A 19,377-nucleotide genomic window follows, 5' to 3' on the forward strand; every position below is an offset into this window, starting at 1 on the left:
CCCCTTCCGTTCCCGCCGACCCGTTCGTTCCGTGTGGCTACCCCTCGGTGGGAGCGCGCTCAATGTTCCGCAGGTCCCGCATCACGCCGATGCGGCCCGTCCGCTTGTCCTGAACCAGGAATTCGTGTCCGCGGTCCTCGATACCGACTTCCCAATCCCCGGGCTGCAGGACAAACAGCGTTGCTCCCGTCTGCTCATCCACCACCGAGCGCGGCGTTCCGACGGCGAACCAGAAGGCCTCAACCACGGGCTCGTCATCCTCGGCGTCACGTGTAGCCGAAATTGACTCCGTCCGCGGGTGTGCCGCCTGCTCATCAGTGTGTGCAGCCTGCTGGGACGTCTGTTCCGCGACGCTCTTCCCGGATGCTTCCTCAACCTTGGGCTGCGCCACGGTAGCCGCGGGGCCGTCGGACTCGGCGGGAGCATCAGTGCCGGTCTCAGCCGGGGCGGGCTGAGCCTGACCGGCCGTGGCCTCGGCGGGGGCAGCCTGAACGGCCGTTGACCCACCAGGGGCGGGCTGCTCTTCGCGGGTTTCTTTGTGCGCCTGGGCGCTCTCGGACTGCAATGCGTGATCCTCGGGCTGCTGCTCGACGGCGGAGCTCTTCGAGGCAGCAGCTCCCTGGCCTGCCGCGTAACCCGCCACGGCGTAACCGGCGCTGTAGCCGGCGCTGCTCGGACCGCTCGTAATGGGTGCATCGGACGTGTGTGGGCTGTTCCAGCCACTGGCCGTTTCTGCCGGGACCGGCTTGGGCGGGCGGGGCTTGGCGGGCAGCGCCTCGCGGGCAATGCGGTGCGCAGACGACGACGGACGCCCTGCGAAGTCGGGCTTGAAGACGCCAAGGTGGGGGCCGCCGACAGTGGCCACAAAGAATGCGACCGATCCGAGCAGCGCGACGAAGGAGCCGATACCGAATGTGGTGACCGTCTGCAGGAAAAAGAAGGCAGTGGCGAACGACGCGGTCACGGAGGCGAACTGGTCCACGGACAGCGAACCGACGCGCAGACCCTTCGCGCCGAGCCGGCGGCCCACCAGCAGCGCCAGGGCGGTGACCGGCAGGAGAATTCCGATACCGAGGAAAAACAGGGAGAACGTGCGCCAGAGGTTGACGCCGTCCGCGAAGGGCAGGATGGTGCCGATGAACATCACCAGCACGGAAGCGCCGATGACTGTCTCGCGGAGGGTGAAGGGACCGGCTACAGCCTCCGGCCCCGTGTGTTCGTCGGACGTGGAGGGATCAGCTGGTGTCTCGGACCGGCCGGATTGCTGCACCGGCGAGCTATGCGCGGTGCCGGCGCCGCCGTCGTACTGGCGCTGTTCGGTCATGTCTGGATTCTCCGTTTCATAACGGCGGCGCGTGCCGCAGTCAGGGTGCCGAGGGCGTTGCGCCGGTTTCGGATTTCTTTGACAACCCTAGTCAACGCCCACTTCCTTTCATATCAATGATGGGACATGTCGGCGTCGCGCGCTCACCGCTCATCGCAGAAACAGTGCCTTTCGCATCTGTCTTGTGACCACTGGCACACCGTTCGGGCGAAGCCGCTACTAATGTGGGACACGACACATACGCGGGCTGTTGAAGTCTGTTCACGTCCGCCCGAAGCACCGATTGGCCTAAGGGGTTCAACAATGTCTGAAGACACCCAGATTCACGCGGGTGACGCATTCGAAAATCTGCTGCATGAGGAACGGCGCTTCCCGCCCAGCGAGGGTTTCAGGGCCAACGCCATCGCCACGGCCGACCTGTATGAGCAGGGTAAGGAAGGCCCGGAGTTCTGGGCCAATCAGGCACGTGAACTGCTGACCTGGCACGAGGATTTCTCGCAGGCCCTCGACTGGTCGGAAGCCCCCTTTGCCAAGTGGTTTGTCGGAGGGAAGGTCAACGCGGCCTACAACGCGCTGGACCGCCATGTGGAGCAGGGCCGCGGTGACCGGGTCGCCATCCACTTCGAGGGCGAGCCCGGCGACACCCGCACGTACACCTACGCCGAACTCACCACCGCAGTAAAGAAGGCCGCCAACGCCTTCGAGTCCCTCGGCGTCGCCAAAGGGGACCGCGTAGCCATCTACCTGCCCATGATCCCCGAAGCAGTCATCACCATGCTGGCCTGCGCACGCATCGGGGCCATCCACTCCGTGGTCTTCGGCGGATTCTCGGCCGACGCCCTCCGCAGCCGGATCGACGACGCCGAAGCCAAGCTGGTGGTCACCTCCGACGGCACGTACCGCCGTGGCAAGCCAAGCCCCCTGAAACCCGCCGTGGACGGCGCCCTGGAACGTCCCGGGCACACCGTGGAGAACGTGGTTGTGGTCAAGCGCAACGGCGAACCGGTCGAATGGACCGAAGGCCGGGACGCGTGGTGGGAGGACGTCGTCGAACCGGCTTCCGAGGAGCACACCGCCGAGGGACACGATTCCGAGCATCCGCTCTTCATCCTCTACACCTCAGGGACCACCGGGAAGCCGAAGGGCATCCTGCACACCACCGGCGGTTTTCTCACCCAGACGGCGTTCACCCAGAAAAACACCTTCGACCTGCACCCCGAGACCGACGTTTTCTGGTGCACCGCGGATATCGGCTGGGTCACGGGCCACAGCTACGTCGCCTACTCCCCGCTGGTCAACGGCGCCACGCAGCTGATGTACGAGGGCACTCCGGATACCCCGCACCAGGGCCGCTGGTGGGAGCTGGTCGAGAAGTACAAGGTCTCGATCCTGTACACGGCGCCCACAGCCATCCGTACATTCATGAAGTGGGGCCGCGACATCCCCGCGAAGTTCGACCTTTCCTCCATCCGCGTCCTCGGCTCGGTCGGCGAACCCATCAACCCCGAAGCGTGGATGTGGTACCGGGAAATCATCGGCGGCAACGGAGGACGCTCGGAAACCCGCGCACCGATCGTCGACACCTGGTGGCAGACCGAAACCGGCGCGCACATGATCGCCCCGCTGCCCGGCGTCACGGCGTGCAAACCGGGCTCCGCGCAGGTCCCCATGCCCGGCATCGCGGTGGACGTCGTTGATGAGATGGGCCAGTCCGTCCCCAACGGCTCCGGAGGCTACCTTGTGATCCGCGAGCCCTGGCCGGCGATGCTCCGCGGAATCTGGGGTGACCCGGAGCGGTACAAGGACACCTACTGGTCCCGGTTCGACAACATGTATTTCGCGGGCGACGGCGCCAAACGGGACGAGGACGGCGACATCTGGCTGCTCGGTCGGGTGGATGACGTCATGAACGTCTCCGGTCACCGCCTGTCAACAACGGAAATCGAGTCGGCGCTGGTGAGCCACCCGTCGGTGGCGGAGGCCGCCGTCGTCGGTGCATCGGATGAGACCACCGGTGAAGCGGTGGTTGCCTTCGTAATCCTGCGTGGCTCAGCGGTTCAGGACGACGACGTCGTCACCACCCTGCGCAACCACGTCGCCAAAGAGATCGGACCGATCGCGAAGCCGCGCAACATCCTGGTGGTTCCGGAGTTGCCCAAGACCCGCTCGGGCAAGATCATGCGCCGCCTGCTGAAGGACGTCGCGGAGGGCCGTGAGGTGGGCGATGCCACCACGCTGTCCGATCCGACAATCATGCAGCAGATCGCCGCGTCACTGCGTAAGTAGGGTCCTGCCGGATCCCTGTCGCCCGGCGGCCGCTTCGCTCGAAGAGGCCGCCGGGCGACAGGACTGTGAGCTGGGTCAAGCAGGCCTGTGACGTTGCCGGGAAAAAGTGGCCGCGCCGGGCGGGCGGCGAGGACAATTTCGAATCGTGTCCACCTCTACCGCATCCCGCCCGACGCCGGCCGTCCGCCCCGGAATGGCCCGGAAGACCGCTGCCGCGTCCTTCGTGGGAACATCCCTTGAGTCCTACGACTTCTATGTTTTCGGCACGGCCGCCGCACTTGTCTTCAATGAGGTCTTCTTCGCCGCACAGGACCCGCTCGCCGGCACCCTGTCGGCGTTCCTGATCTTCGCGATGGGTTTCGTCGCCCGTCCGCTCGGGGCCATCCTGTTCGGTCACCTTGGTGACAGGATCGGCCGGAAGAAAACCCTCATTTGGACCATCCTGCTCATGGGCCTCGCCACGGGCTCCGTGGGTCTTCTTCCCGATTACAGCGTCATCGGCGTGTGGGCGCCCATCATCCTGACCGTCCTGCGCCTGCTCCAGGGCCTGTCGCTGGGAGGTGAGTGGGGCGGATCGATTCTGATCGCCACCGAACACGCGAGCGAACGCAAGCGCGCACTGTACGCGGCCATCCCCCAGTTGGGCTCTCCGGTGGGCACCATGCTGATCTCGCTGATCTTCCTCATTCTGGCCGTAACCGTTCCGGACGTCATGAGCACGTGGGGCTGGCGCATCCCGTTCCTGCTCGCCTTCCCGTTCCTCGCCGTCGCCCTCTACCTTCGCCTCGCGATCGACGAGACGCCGGTCTTCCGGACCACACAGAAGGTGCGCGTACCGCTGCTGAGCGTGCTGCAGTCCCAGTCGGCCGCCGTCGTTGTGGCCATTGCGTCGGCCGTCCTCGGCATCGGCTCCTACTTCCTCATGGTCTCCTACACGCAGGCGTACGGGACCGAGCGGCTGGGCCTGTCGGAAGCAACGGTGCTGAACGCGGCGCTCATCGGTTCGTTGCTGCAGCTGGCGACCATTCCGGCGTTCGGCTGGCTGGCCATGAAGATCGGTTCGGCGAAGGTCGTGGCGGGCGGTGCCATTGGCACCGCGCTGATCAGCTTCCCGCTGTACTGGGTCATCAGCATTGCGGACGCCCCCCTGTATGTCGCGGCGATTCTGCTCGGCGGAATCCTGCCGACCGCCAGCTGGGCTGCTCTCGGAGGACTCATGGCCGACCTCTTCGAACCGAGCACCAGCTTCACCGCCCTGTCCTTCTCCTACAGCATCGCCGCAATCGTCGCCGGTTTCGCGCCGTCGATCACCCAGGCCTTCGGCGAGGCGACAGACGGCGCGTGGTGGCATCCCGGCGTCGTACTGGCGCTCATGAGCATCGTGACGGTTGCCGGCGCGACGGCGGCAGCACGCCTGCGCCGGCCTGCGCTGACGAGCGACTGACGCCCGGCGCACCCAGCGGGGCGTAACCCCCGCATCAGGCATAGTTAAGCCATGGCGACCACTACCCTGCTGATCCTCAACGGCCCGAACCTGAACCTGCTTGGCACCCGGGAGCCGGGCGTGTACGGATCACACACGCTCGACGATGTGGAGGAGCTCTGCGCTTCGGCCGCCGGTGCACACGGGTGGGCCGTCAACTGCAGGCAGTCCAATCATGAGGGCGAGCTGGTTGACGCCATCCAGCGTGCTGCGGGAACGGCGGACGGGATCATCATCAACGCCGCCGCCTATACCCACACCTCGGTTGCGCTGCGGGATGCGATCAGCGCAGTAAACCTGCCGACCGTCGAGGTGCACATCAGCAACGTGCACCAGCGGGAGGAGTTCCGGCATCACTCCTATCTGTCGGCGGTGGTCGACGCTGTCATCGTGGGGGCGGGCGTGGACGGCTACCGGTTGGCCATTGACCACCTTGTCCGGAAACTGACGCGGCAGGACCTGATGACCGGCGGTTATGAGGCACGATAGACCTATGACGGAAATCACCTCAATCGACAGCGTTGTCGATGGCGCCGAAAATGCTCCCATGCTTCAGGTGAAGAACCTGGCAGTCAGCTTCCGCACTACCTACGGCGAGGTATCCGCCGTCGAGGACGCCAGCTTCACTCTCCACCGGGGAAAGACGCTGGCGATCGTGGGCGAGTCAGGTTCCGGGAAATCGACGACGGCGATGGCCTGCATCGGGCTTTTGCCCGGCAACGGGCGGGTCACCCGCGGCAGCATCCTGTTCGAGGGCCGCGATCTGGTCCCGCTCCCCGAATCGGCGATGCGCAGCATCCGGGGCCGCGCGATCGGGCTGGTACCACAGGATCCCATGTCCAACCTCAACCCGGTGGCCAAGATCGGCACGCAGGTGGCCGAGACGCTGATGGTCCATGGCCTGGCGAACAAGAAAAACGTCAAGGAGCGCGTGGTCGAGGTGCTGTCTGCGGCAGGCCTGCCCGATGCCGCCGACCGTGCCAAGCAGTACCCGCACGAGTTCTCAGGCGGCATGCGCCAGCGCGCGCTGATCGCCATCGGTCTGGCGTGCCGTCCGCGTTTGCTGATCGCCGATGAGCCCACCAGCGCCCTCGACGTCACCGTGCAGCGCACCATCCTGGACCAGCTCGATTCCATGACCGAGCAGCTCGGAACCTCTGTCCTGCTGATCACCCACGACCTGGGTCTGGCAGCTGAACGCGCGTCGGAGCTCGTGGTGATGCACCGCGGCCGTGTTGTGGAGACCGGCCCCGCCGCGCAGCTCCTCAATGATCCCCAGCACCCCTACACACGGTCTCTCGTCCGGGCTGCGCCGAGCGTAGCGGCTGTCCGGCTGCGCCCCGGTGCGTATCACGAGGACGCCGCGAAGCGCACAGCCGCGGCGCAGGCCGCCTTCCAGGAGCATCAGGCGGACGCCGAGTCGGTCGAGGAAGCGGCTCCTACCGACAATATCGTCGAGATCCGTGACCTGACCAAGATCTACAAGCGACGCGGCAGCTCCGAGGATTTCTACGCCGCGAAGAACGTCACGCTGGACATCCCGCGCGGGCAGACCGTCGCAATCGTGGGTGAGTCCGGATCAGGCAAAACGACGACGGCGCGCATGCTCCTCAAGCTGATCGAACCCACATCCGGCACCATGACCTTCGACGGCATGGACGTGGCAACCCTCGACAAGGCGCACCTCGACGACTTCCGGCAGCGCGTGCAGCCGGTGTTCCAGGACCCGTACTCGTCGCTGAACCCGATGTTCACCATCGAGCGCATCGTGGAGGAGCCCCTCAACGCGTACAAGCGTGGTTCGAAGAAGGAGCGCTCTGCCCGGGTTCGGGAGCTGATGGACCAGGTGGCTCTGCCCCACAACGCCCTGCGGCGCTACCCGTCGGAGCTGTCCGGCGGTCAGCGCCAGCGCGTCGCCATCGCCCGCGCCCTGGCGTTGAAGCCCGAACTGATCGTGTGTGATGAGCCCGTCTCGGCCCTCGACGTGCTGGTCCAGGCGCAGATCCTCAAGCTTCTGGGCGACCTGCAGTCCCAGATGGGTTTGAGTTACCTGTTCATTTCCCACGACCTCGCCGTGGTCCGGCTCATCTCGGACTATGTGTGCGTCATGAAGGACGGCGAGCTGGTTGAAGCTGCGAGTTCCGAGGAAGTGTTCCAGAACCCCCGCCACCCCTATACCCGGAAGCTTTTGGCCTCCATCCCGGGCAACGAACTGAACATCGCCTGAGCCCCCGGATCCACCACGGTACGACGGCGGCCGGTCACCCTCCCTTGGAGAGGTGACCGGCCGCCGTCGTACTTTCAGGCCTCGGGGCTACTTTTGCCGGGTCTTCGGGTCCAGTGCCTCGCGCAGCGACTCTCCCAGCAGGGTGAACCCGAGCGCGGTGATGGCGATACACGCACCGGGCAGGAACGCCAGATGCGGTGAGGACGCCAGTTCTGCCTGCGCGTACGTGAGCATGCGGCCCCATTCAGCTGTCTGCGGGAGCCCGCCGCCGAGTCCGAGGAAGGACAGGGCAGCGGCATCGATGACGGCGGTGGCGAGGGACAGCGTCGCCTGCACAATCACCGGACCGACGCTGTTGGGAAGCAGGTGGCTCATCGTGATGGTGCGTTTGCTCAGGCCGAGTGTCTGCGCGGCGAGAATGTAGTCCGACCCACGCTGCGAGAGCATGGAGGACCGGAGCAGGCGGGCGAAGATCGGCAACTGCGAAACACCGATCGCGATCATCACCGCATACGGCCCCTGCCCCAGTATCGCCGCGATGCTCACAGCGAGCAGCAGGTTCGGGACCGACAGCAGGATGTCCACAAAGCGCATGATGACGCTGTCCACCCAGCCGCCCAGCCCTCCGGCCAGTAGCCCCAGGAGCATTCCACCAGCCAGACCGATCGCGGTCGAAATGACACCGATCAGCAACGAGGCCTGCGCACCCCAGATCAGTTTGCTGAGCACATCGCCGCCGAAGCGGTCGAGCCCCAGGGGATATTCCGGCAGCTCACCCGGTCCGGGAATGTTGATGGGTGTGATCTGCGTACGGCCGGGCAGCGCTTCCCCGCCATAGGGCGCCAGAATAGGCGCCAGTGCGGCGACCAGCAGGAACAACCCGATGATGACGGCACCGGTGATGGCTTGCGGGTTCCGGCGCAGCCTGTGGAATGCGTCTTTCCAGAGACCGGTTCCGCCGCCTTCTTCAAGGGTTGGCTCCGTGGTGGGAGAGGTTGGCCCGCCCGCGGCGGGAGGCAAGACAGTACTCATTGCACACGCACCCTTGGATCGATGATGGTGTAGGAGATGTCAACGAGGAGGTTGATCAGCGCGTACAGGATGGCGATGAAGATGATGAAGCCCTGCAGCACCGGGTAGTCGAGTTCGAAGATGGCGTCGCGGAGAAAACGTCCAATGCCGTTGAACGCAAATACGGTCTCGGTAAGAACCGCACCTGAAATCAGCAGACCGGTCTGCAGACCGATCGTCGTCACAACAGGCAGCATGGCGTTGCGCAGGATGAAGCGGCTGCGGATTGTCTTCTCCATCAGGCCCTTTGCGCGTGCCGTCCGCACGTAGTCAGCGTTCTGCACTTCCAGCACTGAAGCACGCGTGATGCGCACAATGATGGCAAGCGGGATGGTTCCGAGGGCCAGCCCCGGAAGGATCAGGTGCTGGAAGGCGTCCCACGCGGCGTCGTACTCTCCCGTGAGGATGCCGTCCAGGACGTAGAAGTCCGTGAAATGGGTGGCGTTGATCCGGGGATTCTGCCGTCCGTCCGGGGGCAGGATGGGCCACTGGATGGCGAACAGGTACTTCAGGATGAACGCCAGGAAAAACACCGGGATGGTAATCCCGATCAGGCTGAGGACCACCGAACCATGGTCCAGCACCCGCCCGTAATGGCGCGCTGCGAGGTAGCCCAGCGGGATACCGATGCCGATCGCGAAGATCAGCGCGACGATGCTGAGTTCGATGGTTGCCGGGAAGCGGGTGGCGAACTCGGTGAGGACCGGCCGGCCGGTGATGATTGACGTACCGAAATCACCCTGGAGCAGTTTCCCCATGTAGGTGAAGTACTGAAGAATCAACGGCTGGTCGAACCCATACAGTTCGTTGACGCGGGCGACCGCCTCGGGGGTTGCCCGCTCTCCCAGCAGAGCTGTGGCCGGACCGCCCGGCAGTGCTCTCACCCAGAGGAATAGCAGGACGGACAGTCCAAACAGGGTGGGAACCAGCAGGGCAAGACGTTTACCAATGACGCGAAGCACAGTGTCCTTTCAACAGTGCGGTACCCAAGCAAACGAGTGCAGACAAAAGCGGAGGGACCCGCGTGACCGGCCCCTCCGCCAATGTTGTTACTCGCTCAGTTCGATCATGTTGAAGACTTCGTCATTGACCGGGCTCGCCGGGTAGGACTCCACCCGCGGAGCAAAGGCCAACGACGGCGCCGGATGCGCCAGCGGGATCGCCGGGTTGAACTCCGCAATCTGCTCGTTGATCTCCTCGTACATTTCGGTCTGTTCCTCGCGGTCGGTCATGCCGCGGGCCTCGCTCAGTGCGTCGAAGAGCTCGGGGTTGTCGAAACCGAACTCCATCTTTTCCTGACCGAAGAAGACGCCGATAAAGTTGTCGGTGTCGTTGTAGTCGCCGGTCCAGCCGAGCAGGTGCAGTCCGTGGTCCTCCGAGCCCTGGATACGGTCCAGGTAGTCAGGCGTCCAGACATCGGGCGCCGGAGTGACGGTGATGCCTACCTCTTTCAGCTGGGCGCTGATGTTGGTGAAGACCTGCTCAGGAGTCGGCATGTAGGGGCGGGAAACGTCCGTTGGGTAGTTGAACTGGACCTCGAACCCGTCCGGGTACCCGGCTTCAGCGAGCAGTTCCTTTGCACGCTCAGGATCGTACTCGTACGTGGTGACGTCCTCGTTGTACCCGTCCACGACATCCGGGATGAACTGGGTGGCCAGCTGGGTGCCCTCGGGCAGCGTCTGGTCGATCAGGGCCTGCTTGTCGATTGCGTGGTGGATGGCCTGGCGTACCAGCGGATCGCTCAATTCTTCGACAGCGTGGTTGATGCCGAGGTAGAGGATCGTGAACGGATCGCGCTGGACGATCTTGAAGCCGTCGTCCTCCAGGACCGGAATATCGGCCGGTGCCACGAGGTCGAAGCCGTCGATGGTTCCAGCCTGCAGGGCCTGCGTACGGGCCTGCGGGTCATCGATGATACGGAAGATTACGTTCTGGACATCTCCCTGCTCGCCCCAGTATTCGTCGTAGGCGGAGATAGTGAGGTCCTCGCCGACGTTCCAGGAGTCGAACTTGAATGGGCCGGTGCCAACCGGGTGCCCCTCCGCGTACTCGCTCAGCTGGGGTGCCTCCGCGGAGCCGCCGATGTCATCGGCGTTGTACTCCTGCAGCGCGGTGGGGCTCTGCATGGCGAATGCGGGAAGCGAGAGCGCTGGGACGAAGCCTGCGAACGGCTTTGCCAGCGTGACGGTGACCTCCTGGTCGCCGTTCACCTCGCAGGACTCGTAGACAGCGGCTTCCGGTGAGTCTGCAAAACCGCGGAAGAGGTTGTTGTAGTAGTAGGACACCGACGGCGCCTGGGCCAGGCCGGTGAAGTTATACCAGCGGTCGAAGTTGAAGCAGACAGCTTCGGCGTTGAACTCAGTGCCGTCGTGGAAGGTGACGCCTTCCCTCAGCTGGAACGTAGTGGAGAGTCCGTCCTCGGACGTCTCCCAGGACTCGGCCAGCAGTGGCGCCGGGTCAGCAGTCCCGGGCTCCACGCCGACGAGACCTTCAAAGATCTGCCGGCTGACGCGGAAGGACTCGCCGTCGCTTGCGAATGCCGGGTCAAGCGATGCCGGGTCGGACGATGCAGCGAACACGAAGGTCGAGTCAACAGCTTCCGCATCTCCTGTGCTGCCGCCTTCTTCACGATCGCTCTGGACGCAACCGCTGAGCAGCATGGCGCTGATTGCGGCGCCGGCAGTGAAGGCGGCAGCACGCTTCCTTGTGGGATGCGTCCCCCGCGCCGTTTTGCTTGTGAACATTGAGGCTCCTGGTGATCTGGTACCGGTCGGACACGTCACTGTGTCCGTGTGGCGCACGGCATGCCGTGTTACCTAATGTGACGAGCCTAACTCTCAGCATTGACGCTCGCAGTATTTCCCGCCAGCAAGCCATCACGATTTGATTACGCGGTCGGTATCCCGATCAGTCGGAGAATGTTGCAGGGTTAGCGTTCGGTGCACTGCCCGGCGGATACGGTCTCGTTGAGTGCCGGGGATTGTTCGACGACGGGGCGGAGTTCGTCAAGCGTGAGCGCGTACCCCACGGGGAGATCCGCAGTGGATTTGGCGAAGATGAGGCCGGCAACCCGCCCCTGCATGTCCAGCAACGGCCCTCCGGAGTTCCCCTGCTGGACGTTGGCGGCGAGCGAGTAAACGTTGATCGCCGTCGGGTCGGCACCGTAGATGTTCTCAACGAGCACGTCGGAACGGTTCTGTACGCTGGCCGGCTGAATCTGGAACGGCCCGCCGGCGGGATACCCCGCGAAAGCGGCGGTGGCGCCTGTCTCGAGCCCTTCACCGAGCGCAAGCGGCGCACGGTCGAGTCCGTCCACCGCAATCACGGCGAGATCCCTGACCGGGTCGAAGTAGACAACATTGCCGGGCATGGCGTCCTCACCCGGTACCTCCACCACCGGCTGGTTCACACCGGCGACTACGTGGGCGTTGGTGACCACCCTGCCGGGTGCGATGACGAAACCTGACCCGGTCTGGTTCTGGCCGCATTGGAACGCCGTACCTGCAATCCGCAGGACGGACTGCGAGGCAGCGGCAAGCTCCGGCGTATCCACGGACGCGTCCGGTACCGGAGCGGGTGTGGCCGGCGCCACGCCCTCGAGGAGGGTGGGAATCCCGTCGGCCACCGCGATGGAACGGATCTCCGCCATCCAGGCGCGCACCGGCGACGGCGTCAGGACATCGATGCTGTCCAGCACCTTCGACGACGCGATCGCCTGGGACAGGAATGGCACTCCCATGGTGCTGATGCTGAACGCGAGCATGGAGAGCACGAGCGCCGCTACAACAACGTTCGTGGCGCCGCCCAGCAGACGGTCTACGACGCGCACGGGAACCGAGCCCGCCCTGCTGCTGAGTGCGCGCCCCAAGCCGGCGCCCAGCGCCTGCCCGATGATGACCAGGATCAACGCAGTGGCTATCACCGCTGCCAGCCGCCAGGCGTCTTCTGATACCCAGGCGCTTACCAGCGGAATGGCGAAGAAGGCGGCAACGGCACCGGCAGCGAACCCGATGATTCCGCCTAGGGTAACGAGGAAGCCGTTCTTCAGCCCTGTAATCAGGTAACCGATCAGCATCAGGATCAGGATGATGTCCAGGAGCGTAAAGCCGAACACTCCACTCCCCTCTCAGGAAGCGCGGCACTTCCCCTGCTGAGCTTCGATTCTACGGTCCCGGGCTGACAGTCCGCCGAGCGGCCCGGCGTGATTTCCCCTACCCCATGGGCGAACACGCGTGTAGCAGGTGTCACAACGTCTCTGCGTACGGCAAGATGGGAAAAGCGGGAAACTGGCTGGTTTGCATCATACATAGGAGATTTCATGGATATCGAGGTACTGCGCAGGGCGCCCCTATTCGCTTCGTTGGGCGACGAGGTCTTTGCGGCACTCACTGACGAGCTGACCGAAGTGGATCTGTCCCGCGGCGCGTCGGTCTTCCGGGAGGGCGACCAGGGCGACCAGCTCTACTTCATCGTCTCCGGAAAGATCAAGCTGGGCCGCACCGCGCAGGACGGACGCGAGAACCTGCTGGCAATCCTCGGCCCCGGCGAGCTGTTCGGTGAGATGGCCCTGTTCGACCCGAGCCCGCGCACCGCGACGGCCACGGCTGTGTCAGAAACCCGCCTCGCAGGACTCAAGAACGAGAACCTCCGCGCGCTGCTGGAGACCCGGCCCGAGGTGTCTGCCCAGCTGCTGCAGGCTCTGGCCCGCCGGTTGCGCCGCACCAACGAGTCCCTCGCGGACCTCGTCTTTTCCGACGTTCCGGGGCGCGTGGCCAAGGCCCTGCTCGACCTCGCGGACCGCTTCGGCCGGCCCGCGACGGACGGCATCCTCGTGGCGCATGAACTCACCCAGGAAGAGCTCGCACAACTCGTTGGAGCCTCCCGTGAAACGGTGAACAAGGCCCTCGCGGAGTTCGTGCAGCGCGGCTGGCTGCGTCTGGAGGCACGCGCCGTCGTCATCCTCGACATCCAGCGCCTGCGCCAGCGGAGCCGCTAGGCCTTCAGCTTTCGCCCTCGGGACTTTTGGGCAGATCGGGGGATTCGGAGGCCGCGATGCCGCCGGACATGCACAAAAGCTCCCACCAGTACGACGGCGGGTGGTTACCATGGGACCACCCGCCGTCGACGTCTCAGCACCTCATCCTCCGTAACTTCCGGGCAGATCAGGCGGTTTCCCAACGGTCGGAGTCACCTAGGCTGCGCAAAACTTCGTGAGATCCCGGGCGCCATCCTTGCCGTAGAAGAGCTTTCCGTACCTTCGAAACGACTCGCCAACCGCCCTCCTGCAGATCAAGCCGGTTCAGTTTCACTTGAGCCCCATTCAATCTCCGCAACCTTTGCGTCCCGTGCCATGTCCCTGGCTTGCTGCTCAGACGTCAGGTGATGCTCGCCGTCGTATTCGATGCAGGTCCTGAATGCCTCACAGCCAAGATCAGTCCAGGCGATGATTTCCCGAGCGGGGTCGCGCAGCGGGTAGTTCACCACGAACTCGGGCAAGCCTGCGTCCTCGAGGATCAAGCGCACAAGCGTCTCTGGAGGAGAATCAACACCGACACGCAAACGATCGAAGGAGCGGACGTGCTCGCTCACAATCTGGTCACCGGCCACCACGAGATCCTCGAGAGAGAGCAGCGTTGCGAGATCGAGCCACGTTCGTCACCGACAAGCCGTCGATCTCAACCACGTCCCTTTCTGAGACGTCGAGCCGGTGTCCTGTCACTCCCTTCCTGCGGGGTGCGGCCGTCTGCTTGCCCCGGGACAGGTGCAAGCTCTCCCGCGAGATCCACGGCGGCAGGTGAATCCCGTGGATATCCGCCGCAGTGGTATGGGAGACGAAGCTTCCCGGGAGTAAAGCTACATATGGCCGGCAACGCGACAGCATGGGTTGGGTAACATCGGCCGGAACGCGGACTTCCCGACTGGGTGTGTTCAGGTCCTTAGCACGGGTTCGACTTCTCGACAGGTCCGCGCTGAGAGCCTCTCGCAACGTAAACGACCGGGCAGCCAGTTCCTCAGGCAGGGGCGTGCGTCTGGGCATGGTCCATCTCAGCGCATTCTGCATCCGCTGCGTGCTGGCTATCCACAGCCGGGAACTTTTCCGTAGGTCAGGCGGGTTACGGCGCAGGGAAGCCACCATAGGTGCGCGAAAGTTCCAGGGGAGGGAGAACGACGACGGCGGCTACCGGCCGCGCTGCTCGGAACCTTCCGTGGCGGTTGAGCACTCGACTTCAATCTTGGGTTCCCCGTCCGCCTCGATCAGGCGAGGCGAGTACACCTTCATGGGCCGCTTGTGGGACAGGTAGGCGATACAGCCCCGCGAGGAACCGATTTTCTCGAGGATCAGTTCGACGGCGGGAACGGTCAACTCGCTCAAGGTCCGACCGACGGTGTTCGGCTGGCCGATCTCATCGCCGAGTGCGGTGGTGTTCCGCTGCATGATCTCCTCAGCGGACCATCGCCACTGCCCCCAGACACCCTTGCTCGCGAGCAGGGTGGGCTCCTGATTCACCGGCTGTGCCGCCGCGAAGTACCGGGTATCGAAGCGGCGATGCGCGAAGTCGGGGCTGAGCCAGGCCGACAGCGGCTTGATGAGGTCAGTGCGCACGCCCAGTCCGCGCTTACCGAGGATCTCAGCGAAGGTCTTGTCACCGGCCGCCATGGCTTCTCGTGCCTCCATCCACTGGGGATGTCGGGTTCCCTCAATCAGGCTCGAAGCGTCCGGTCCCGCCAGCAGGACGCCGGTTTCCTCGAACAGCTCCCGGATCGCGGCAACAACAAAGCGCCGGGCGACATGATGATCGTCCGTGGCAAGCGCCGCGGCCCACTGGGCGGGTGAGGGACCAAACCAGGTGATGTGGTCGTCGTCGCTCTCTTCCACGCTGCCGCCCGGGAACGCCACCACCCCGAGCGGCGATTCCCCGCGGCGATACGAGAGGTACACCTCGGTGCCCGCCGGAGCGTCACGAATCAACACGACCGACGACGCCGGTCGCGGCTTCATGGGGGTGCGCTCGCCGTGATCAATCCAACTGCGTGCGGCGCCCTGCTGCTCGTCCGGGACTGGAAACAACCTGGTGCTTGAACGATTCACGAAACTAGATGAACTCCGCGATAATTTCGACTTCGACGGGCGCATCCAATGGTAGTACGGCAACCCCGACGGCGGAACGTGCGTGTGCGCCCGCTTCGCCGAAGACCTGCCCGAGCAGCTCGGAAGCTCCGTTGATCACCCCGGGCTGGCCAGTGAAGGAGGGGTCGGATGCTACGAAACCGACGACCTTGACGATCCGGCTAACCCGGTCCAGATCCCCAATCTGGGACTTCACGGCGGCAAGGGCATTGACAGCACAGGTCGCCGCATAAGCCTTGGCCTGCTCCGCGCCTATATCACCACCGACCTTGCCCGTTGCTGGGAGTTCGCCGTTAATAAAGGGAAGCTGCCCCGAGGTGTAGACGTGGTTGCCTGACACGACCGCGGGGATATAGGCCGCCACCGGGGCTGCCACCGCCGGAAGGGTGATCCCCAGCTCCTGGAGCCTGCTCTCGACAGCGGAGACCGCTTCATTCGCGCTGGTCATGAGGCGTTCTTCTCACGCTTGAGGTATGCAACGAGGCCGTTACCCTCAGGCCCTGGCACCACCTGTACCAGCTCCCAGCCATCCTCACCCCATTGGTCGAGAATTTGCTTGGTTGCGTGGATGATGAGCGGAATTGTGGCGTACTCCCATTTGGTCATGACTCACAGGGTAGCGCGTGCTAGTAAACTGGAATACATGGCTGCTCGTAAATCACCTTTCTTTGACACGGCAACCACCCTTGGGAAAATCATTGCATTTCTTGGAATCAGTGGATTGAGCGGGGTGCTTGCTGCGGGCCTTCTGGTGCCCGTAGCTGCTGCTGCCGGTACCGGAGCATCCGCTTCGATCCAGTTCTTCGAGAATCTTCCGGCTGAGCTTGAGCGCGGCGCGCTCGCGCAGCCCTCCAAGATTGTCGCCTCCGACGGCTCACCGATCGCCACCCTGTACGAGGAGAACCGCCAGCCCGTAACGCTGGATGAGGTCTCCGAAAACATGACGGATGCGCTGATCGCTATCGAGGACGATCAGTTCTACAACCATGGCGGCGTAGACCTGCAGGGCATCATCAGCGCTGCAATCAGCAACATCAGCAGCGACACCACCCGCGGCGCCTCAACCATCACCCAGCAGTACGTCAACAACGTGCTCATCGACGCCAGCATGCAGAGCGGCGGGGACATCACCTTCAGCGGACAGAAGACTCTGGGCGACAAGATCCGCGAGGCCAAGCTCGCTATCGCTGTGGAGAAGGAGCTGAGCAAGGAGGAGATCCTGGCCGGCTACCTCAACATCGTGCCGTTCACCGGCAACACCTACGGGGTTCAGGCTGCGTCCAAGTACTTCTTCAACGTCGAGGCCAAGGACCTGAACATCCAGCAGGCCGCCCTCCTCGCCGGAGTGGTCAACGGTCCCACCTTCTACAGCCCCGAGTTGTACCCGGAGCGTTCGCTCGAGCGCCGCAACCTGGTAATCGGCCGCATGCTTGAGACCGGAAAGATCACGCAGGAAGAGCACGACGCCGCAGTCGCGTCTGATCTGGGCCTCGCCATCACCCCGGTCCTCAACGGATGTGTCGGCGCTGAGCAGGCACCCTACTTCTGTGATTACGTCACCCACCTGGTCCTCAACGATCCGGCCTACGGCGAAACCCGCGAAGATCGCGAGAAGTTGCTGTATCGCGGAGGCCTCACCATCAAGACAACCCTCGACGCCCGCGCGCAGGCCGCTGCCCAGACCGCTATCAACGAGACCGCGAACCGGGAAACCACCGACGCTGCGGTGGGCCACTCGATGGTGAGCATGCAGCCCGGGACCGGAAAGATTCTGGTCATGGCACAGAACACGCGCTTCATGCCGGGCGAGACCGCAGGTGACTCCGTGCTCAACTTCAACGTCGATCAGTACGCAGGCGGAGATCCAAACAAGCCGCTCGGCGGCCTCGGCGGCTACCAGCCCGGATCAACGTTCAAGCCCTTCGTGGTCGCGGCCTGGCTTGAGGACGGCCGTTCCCTCGGCACCGTCGTGGACGGCAGCAAGAGGAAATACGAGCAGGGGGAAACCTGGGAGGCCAGCTGCCTGCCCGGTGGAGAATACGTCCTTCCCGATGCCGAAGGTTACGAACCGCAGAACTACGGCGATATCAACTACGGCAACTACACGGTGCTTGAAGGGCTCGCGCAGTCCTACAACACCGTGACCATGTACACCGCGAAGCAGGTTGACCTCTGCAAACCCTTCGAGATCGCGTCGAAGCTGGGCGTGCACGACGGCAAGAGCGCCAGCGGCGAATACTCACCCCTGCAGATCCAGCCCTCTGCCCTGATCGGTGGTGGCAGCGAGGTTGCTCCCATCTCGATGGCAACGGCGTTCGCCGCGCTCGCGGCTGAGGGCCTGACCTGCGAGCCCCTGGCTCTCGTAGAGGTCACCGCCGTCGACGGCACCACCTTCCCCGTACCGGAGCCCAAGTGCGAGCAGGTCATCCCGAAGGAGCTGGCTCGCGGCGTCAACTACGCCACCCAGGAAGTGATGGAGCGTGGCTCAGGTCAGCTGCTTGAGTTCGGTGACATTCCGATGGCCGGCAAGACCGGTACCAACGATGCCCGGTCGCAGACCTGGTTCGTGGGTTACAACTCGGCTATGGCCACCGCGAGCTGGGTTGGCAACTGGAAGGAAAACAGCACCTCGCTGTCTGCCCTCAAGATCGGTGGACGGGTGTATGACGAGATTGACGGCGCGTTCGTTGCCGCACCGTCCTGGGCGCGCTACATGGAGCAGATTCAGGGTTCGTACAAGCCGAAGCCGTTCGCTGACCCGCCGTCCAGGATGACCGCCAACCGCCCGATGGAGCGTCCGCGGCCCGATCAGTCGTCGAACAATTCGGGCAACAATGGGAACGGTGTTGGAAACGGCAACGGCAATGGTGGAGGCAACGGCTGATCGTGGGGACAACTAAAGCGAGATCGCGCACCGGCGCTGCCGTCACGCTCGGTCTGACCGCGGCGACCGGCGTCGCCACTTTAGGCTACGCCGCGCTGGTCGAAAGGAACCTGTTCGGCCTCCGCACCGAGACCCTCGCAATCCTTCCCCCGCGCAGTCGGCCGCTTCAGATCCTGCATCTGTCGGACATCCATATGGTTCCCCGCCAGGAAGCGAAGTCCAGATGGCTGCAGGAGCTGGCCGATCTGAAGCCCGACCTCGTGGTCAACACGGGTGACAACCTCAGCCACCCCAAGGCCGTGACTCCCCTGCTGGAAGCGCTGGAACCCCTTCTGGATTTCCCCGGTGTCTTCGTGCCCGGATCCAACGACTACTACGCTCCAAGCCTGCAGAACCCGTTCAGGTACCTTGCCGGACCGTCATCACACAACGGAAGCAAGCCGCCGAAGGAACTGCCCTGGCAGCAGATGTTCGCCCGGTTCGGCGCTGCCGGCTGGGTTGACCTCACCAACCGGTGCCAGTCAGTTGCTGTCCGCGGAGTGCGCCTCGACCTCAGCGGCGTCGATGATCCGCACCTGAATCGGGACAGGTTCGTCGGGTTCCCCTCGGGAAGCAGCACCGCAGCCGAGGCACCGCATCTCCGTGTCGGCGTCGCGCATGCCCCCTACCAGCGTGTCCTCGACGCCTTTACCAATGGCGGAGCGGATCTGATCCTCGCCGGTCACACGCACGGCGGTCAGGTATGCGTACCCGGATACGGCGCGCTCGTGAGCAACTGCGACCTGCCAACCTGGCGTGCGCGGGGCCTGACCCGGTGGGAGAACAACGGCAGGGCTGTCCCGCTGAATGTTTCCGCCGGCATTGGAACGTCGCGGTTTGCTCCAGTCCGTTTCGCGTGCCGCCCCGAAGCAGTATTGCTGACGCTTACGTCCCGCTGAGTGCTGGGTACCCACCGGCACTCCTGACGGGCGTC

The 19,377-nt window shown here is 64.2% G+C and carries 16 protein-coding genes; 7 read left to right on the plus strand and 9 right to left on the minus strand.

Annotated features, from left to right (window positions below):
• Window positions 1-37: 37 nt before the first annotated feature.
• Entirely contained in the window at window positions 38-1,324 is a 1,287-nt protein-coding gene (locus tag AC4D2M_RS03455) for a hypothetical protein (protein ID WP_490890004.1), read from the minus strand.
• A 303-nt stretch (window positions 1,325-1,627) separates the two neighbouring features.
• Here AC4D2M_RS03455 and acs point away from each other — a divergent pair, with 303 nt between their 5' ends.
• The 4 genes from acs (at window position 1,628) to AC4D2M_RS03475 (ending at window position 7,320) form a co-directional block, all read left to right on the plus strand.
• Entirely contained in the window at window positions 1,628-3,610 is a 1,983-nt protein-coding gene (gene acs / locus AC4D2M_RS03460; RefSeq protein WP_490890005.1) for an acetate--CoA ligase, read from the plus strand.
• Between the two features lie 145 nt (window positions 3,611-3,755).
• The gene (locus AC4D2M_RS03465; RefSeq protein WP_490890007.1) at window positions 3,756-5,054 is read left to right on the plus strand and encodes an MFS transporter; all 1,299 of its coding nucleotides are present in this window, start codon (window positions 3,756-3,758) and stop codon (window positions 5,052-5,054) included.
• Between the two features lie 51 nt (window positions 5,055-5,105).
• Window positions 5,106-5,582: a type II 3-dehydroquinate dehydratase gene (gene aroQ, locus AC4D2M_RS03470; protein WP_490890009.1), complete on the plus strand. Its 477-nt coding sequence runs from the start codon at window positions 5,106-5,108 to the stop codon at window positions 5,580-5,582.
• A 4-nt stretch (window positions 5,583-5,586) separates the two neighbouring features.
• Window positions 5,587-7,320 carry a dipeptide ABC transporter ATP-binding protein gene (locus AC4D2M_RS03475; RefSeq protein WP_490890011.1) on the plus strand — a complete coding sequence of 578 codons (1,734 nt, stop codon included), beginning with the start codon at window positions 5,587-5,589 and terminating at the stop codon, window positions 7,318-7,320.
• Window positions 7,321-7,407: 87 nt separating this feature from the next.
• Here AC4D2M_RS03475 and AC4D2M_RS03480 read toward each other — a convergent pair whose 3' ends face one another.
• The 4 genes from AC4D2M_RS03480 to AC4D2M_RS03495 all read right to left on the minus strand — a co-directional run bounded on the left by AC4D2M_RS03480 (window position 7,408) and on the right by AC4D2M_RS03495 (window position 12,505).
• Complete coding sequence (locus AC4D2M_RS03480; RefSeq protein ID WP_490890013.1) at window positions 7,408-8,352, minus strand: ABC transporter permease; 945 nt, start codon at window positions 8,350-8,352, stop codon at window positions 7,408-7,410.
• Window positions 8,349-9,353, minus strand: coding sequence for an ABC transporter permease (locus AC4D2M_RS03485; protein WP_490890015.1), 1,005 nt, complete (start codon window positions 9,351-9,353; stop codon window positions 8,349-8,351). The genes AC4D2M_RS03480 and AC4D2M_RS03485 overlap by 4 nt, the downstream gene beginning before the upstream one ends.
• Window positions 9,354-9,440: 87 nt before the next feature.
• Window positions 9,441-11,135 (minus strand): ABC transporter substrate-binding protein, encoded by a 1,695-nt coding sequence (locus tag AC4D2M_RS03490; protein ID WP_490890017.1) that lies wholly within the window; start codon window positions 11,133-11,135, stop codon window positions 9,441-9,443.
• Between the two features lie 185 nt (window positions 11,136-11,320).
• Window positions 11,321-12,505 carry a MarP family serine protease gene (locus AC4D2M_RS03495; RefSeq protein WP_490890019.1) on the minus strand — a complete coding sequence of 395 codons (1,185 nt, stop codon included), beginning with the start codon at window positions 12,503-12,505 and terminating at the stop codon, window positions 11,321-11,323.
• Between the two features lie 204 nt (window positions 12,506-12,709).
• Between AC4D2M_RS03495 and AC4D2M_RS03500 the strand changes: the two genes are divergently transcribed.
• A complete protein-coding gene (locus AC4D2M_RS03500) occupies window positions 12,710-13,387 on the plus strand; it encodes a Crp/Fnr family transcriptional regulator (protein ID WP_026544229.1) in 678 nt (225 codons plus the stop codon).
• 293 nt (window positions 13,388-13,680) lie between these two features.
• Here AC4D2M_RS03500 and AC4D2M_RS03505 read toward each other — a convergent pair whose 3' ends face one another.
• The 4 genes from AC4D2M_RS03505 to sp36 all read right to left on the minus strand — a co-directional run bounded on the left by AC4D2M_RS03505 (window position 13,681) and on the right by sp36 (window position 16,126).
• Window positions 13,681-13,998 (minus strand): hypothetical protein, encoded by a 318-nt coding sequence (locus AC4D2M_RS03505; protein ID WP_490890022.1) that lies wholly within the window; start codon window positions 13,996-13,998, stop codon window positions 13,681-13,683.
• Window positions 13,999-14,569: 571 nt separating this feature from the next.
• Window positions 14,570-15,481 carry an NUDIX hydrolase gene (locus AC4D2M_RS03510; RefSeq protein WP_490890024.1) on the minus strand — a complete coding sequence of 304 codons (912 nt, stop codon included), beginning with the start codon at window positions 15,479-15,481 and terminating at the stop codon, window positions 14,570-14,572.
• Between the two features lie 4 nt (window positions 15,482-15,485).
• Window positions 15,486-15,968, minus strand: coding sequence for a RidA family protein (locus tag AC4D2M_RS03515; RefSeq protein ID WP_490890026.1), 483 nt, complete (start codon window positions 15,966-15,968; stop codon window positions 15,486-15,488).
• On the minus strand, window positions 15,965-16,126 hold the full coding sequence (sp36, locus tag AC4D2M_RS03520) for a Sp36 family protein (protein ID WP_490890027.1): 162 nt from the start codon (window positions 16,124-16,126) through the stop codon (window positions 15,965-15,967). The genes AC4D2M_RS03515 and sp36 overlap by 4 nt, the downstream gene beginning before the upstream one ends.
• 37 nt (window positions 16,127-16,163) lie before the next feature.
• Here sp36 and AC4D2M_RS03525 point away from each other — a divergent pair, with 37 nt between their 5' ends.
• Together AC4D2M_RS03525 and AC4D2M_RS03530 are read left to right on the plus strand one after the other, a co-directional pair.
• The gene (locus tag AC4D2M_RS03525; protein WP_490890029.1) at window positions 16,164-18,404 is read left to right on the plus strand and encodes a transglycosylase domain-containing protein; all 2,241 of its coding nucleotides are present in this window, start codon (window positions 16,164-16,166) and stop codon (window positions 18,402-18,404) included.
• Window positions 18,401-19,342, plus strand: coding sequence for a metallophosphoesterase (locus AC4D2M_RS03530; protein WP_490890424.1), 942 nt, complete (start codon window positions 18,401-18,403; stop codon window positions 19,340-19,342). Before AC4D2M_RS03525 ends, AC4D2M_RS03530 begins: the two co-directional genes overlap by 4 nt.
• Window positions 19,343-19,377 lie beyond the last annotated feature (35 nt).

The sequence above is a fragment of the Arthrobacter sp. TJ-270 genome (genome assembly GCF_058269075.1).

What these genes read in the sequence shown, in the direction of transcription:
- AC4D2M_RS03455 (WP_490890004.1), bottom strand. Translation starts at nt 1,324, where the DNA reads ATGACCGAACAGCGCCAGTACGACGGCGGCGCCGGCACCGCGCATAGC.
- sp36 (WP_490890027.1), bottom strand. Translation starts at nt 16,126, where the DNA reads ATGACCAAATGGGAGTACGCCACAATTCCGCTCATCATCCACGCAACC.
- AC4D2M_RS03525 (WP_490890029.1), top strand. Translation starts at nt 16,164, where the DNA reads ATGGCTGCTCGTAAATCACCTTTCTTTGACACGGCAACCACCCTTGGG.
- AC4D2M_RS03500 (WP_026544229.1), top strand. Translation starts at nt 12,710, where the DNA reads ATGGATATCGAGGTACTGCGCAGGGCGCCCCTATTCGCTTCGTTGGGC.
- AC4D2M_RS03475 (WP_490890011.1), top strand. Translation starts at nt 5,587, where the DNA reads ATGACGGAAATCACCTCAATCGACAGCGTTGTCGATGGCGCCGAAAAT.
- AC4D2M_RS03490 (WP_490890017.1), bottom strand. Translation starts at nt 11,135, where the DNA reads ATGTTCACAAGCAAAACGGCGCGGGGGACGCATCCCACAAGGAAGCGT.
- acs (WP_490890005.1), top strand. Translation starts at nt 1,628, where the DNA reads ATGTCTGAAGACACCCAGATTCACGCGGGTGACGCATTCGAAAATCTG.
- AC4D2M_RS03515 (WP_490890026.1), bottom strand. Translation starts at nt 15,968, where the DNA reads ATGACCAGCGCGAATGAAGCGGTCTCCGCTGTCGAGAGCAGGCTCCAG.
- AC4D2M_RS03480 (WP_490890013.1), bottom strand. Translation starts at nt 8,352, where the DNA reads ATGAGTACTGTCTTGCCTCCCGCCGCGGGCGGGCCAACCTCTCCCACC.
- aroQ (WP_490890009.1), top strand. Translation starts at nt 5,106, where the DNA reads ATGGCGACCACTACCCTGCTGATCCTCAACGGCCCGAACCTGAACCTG.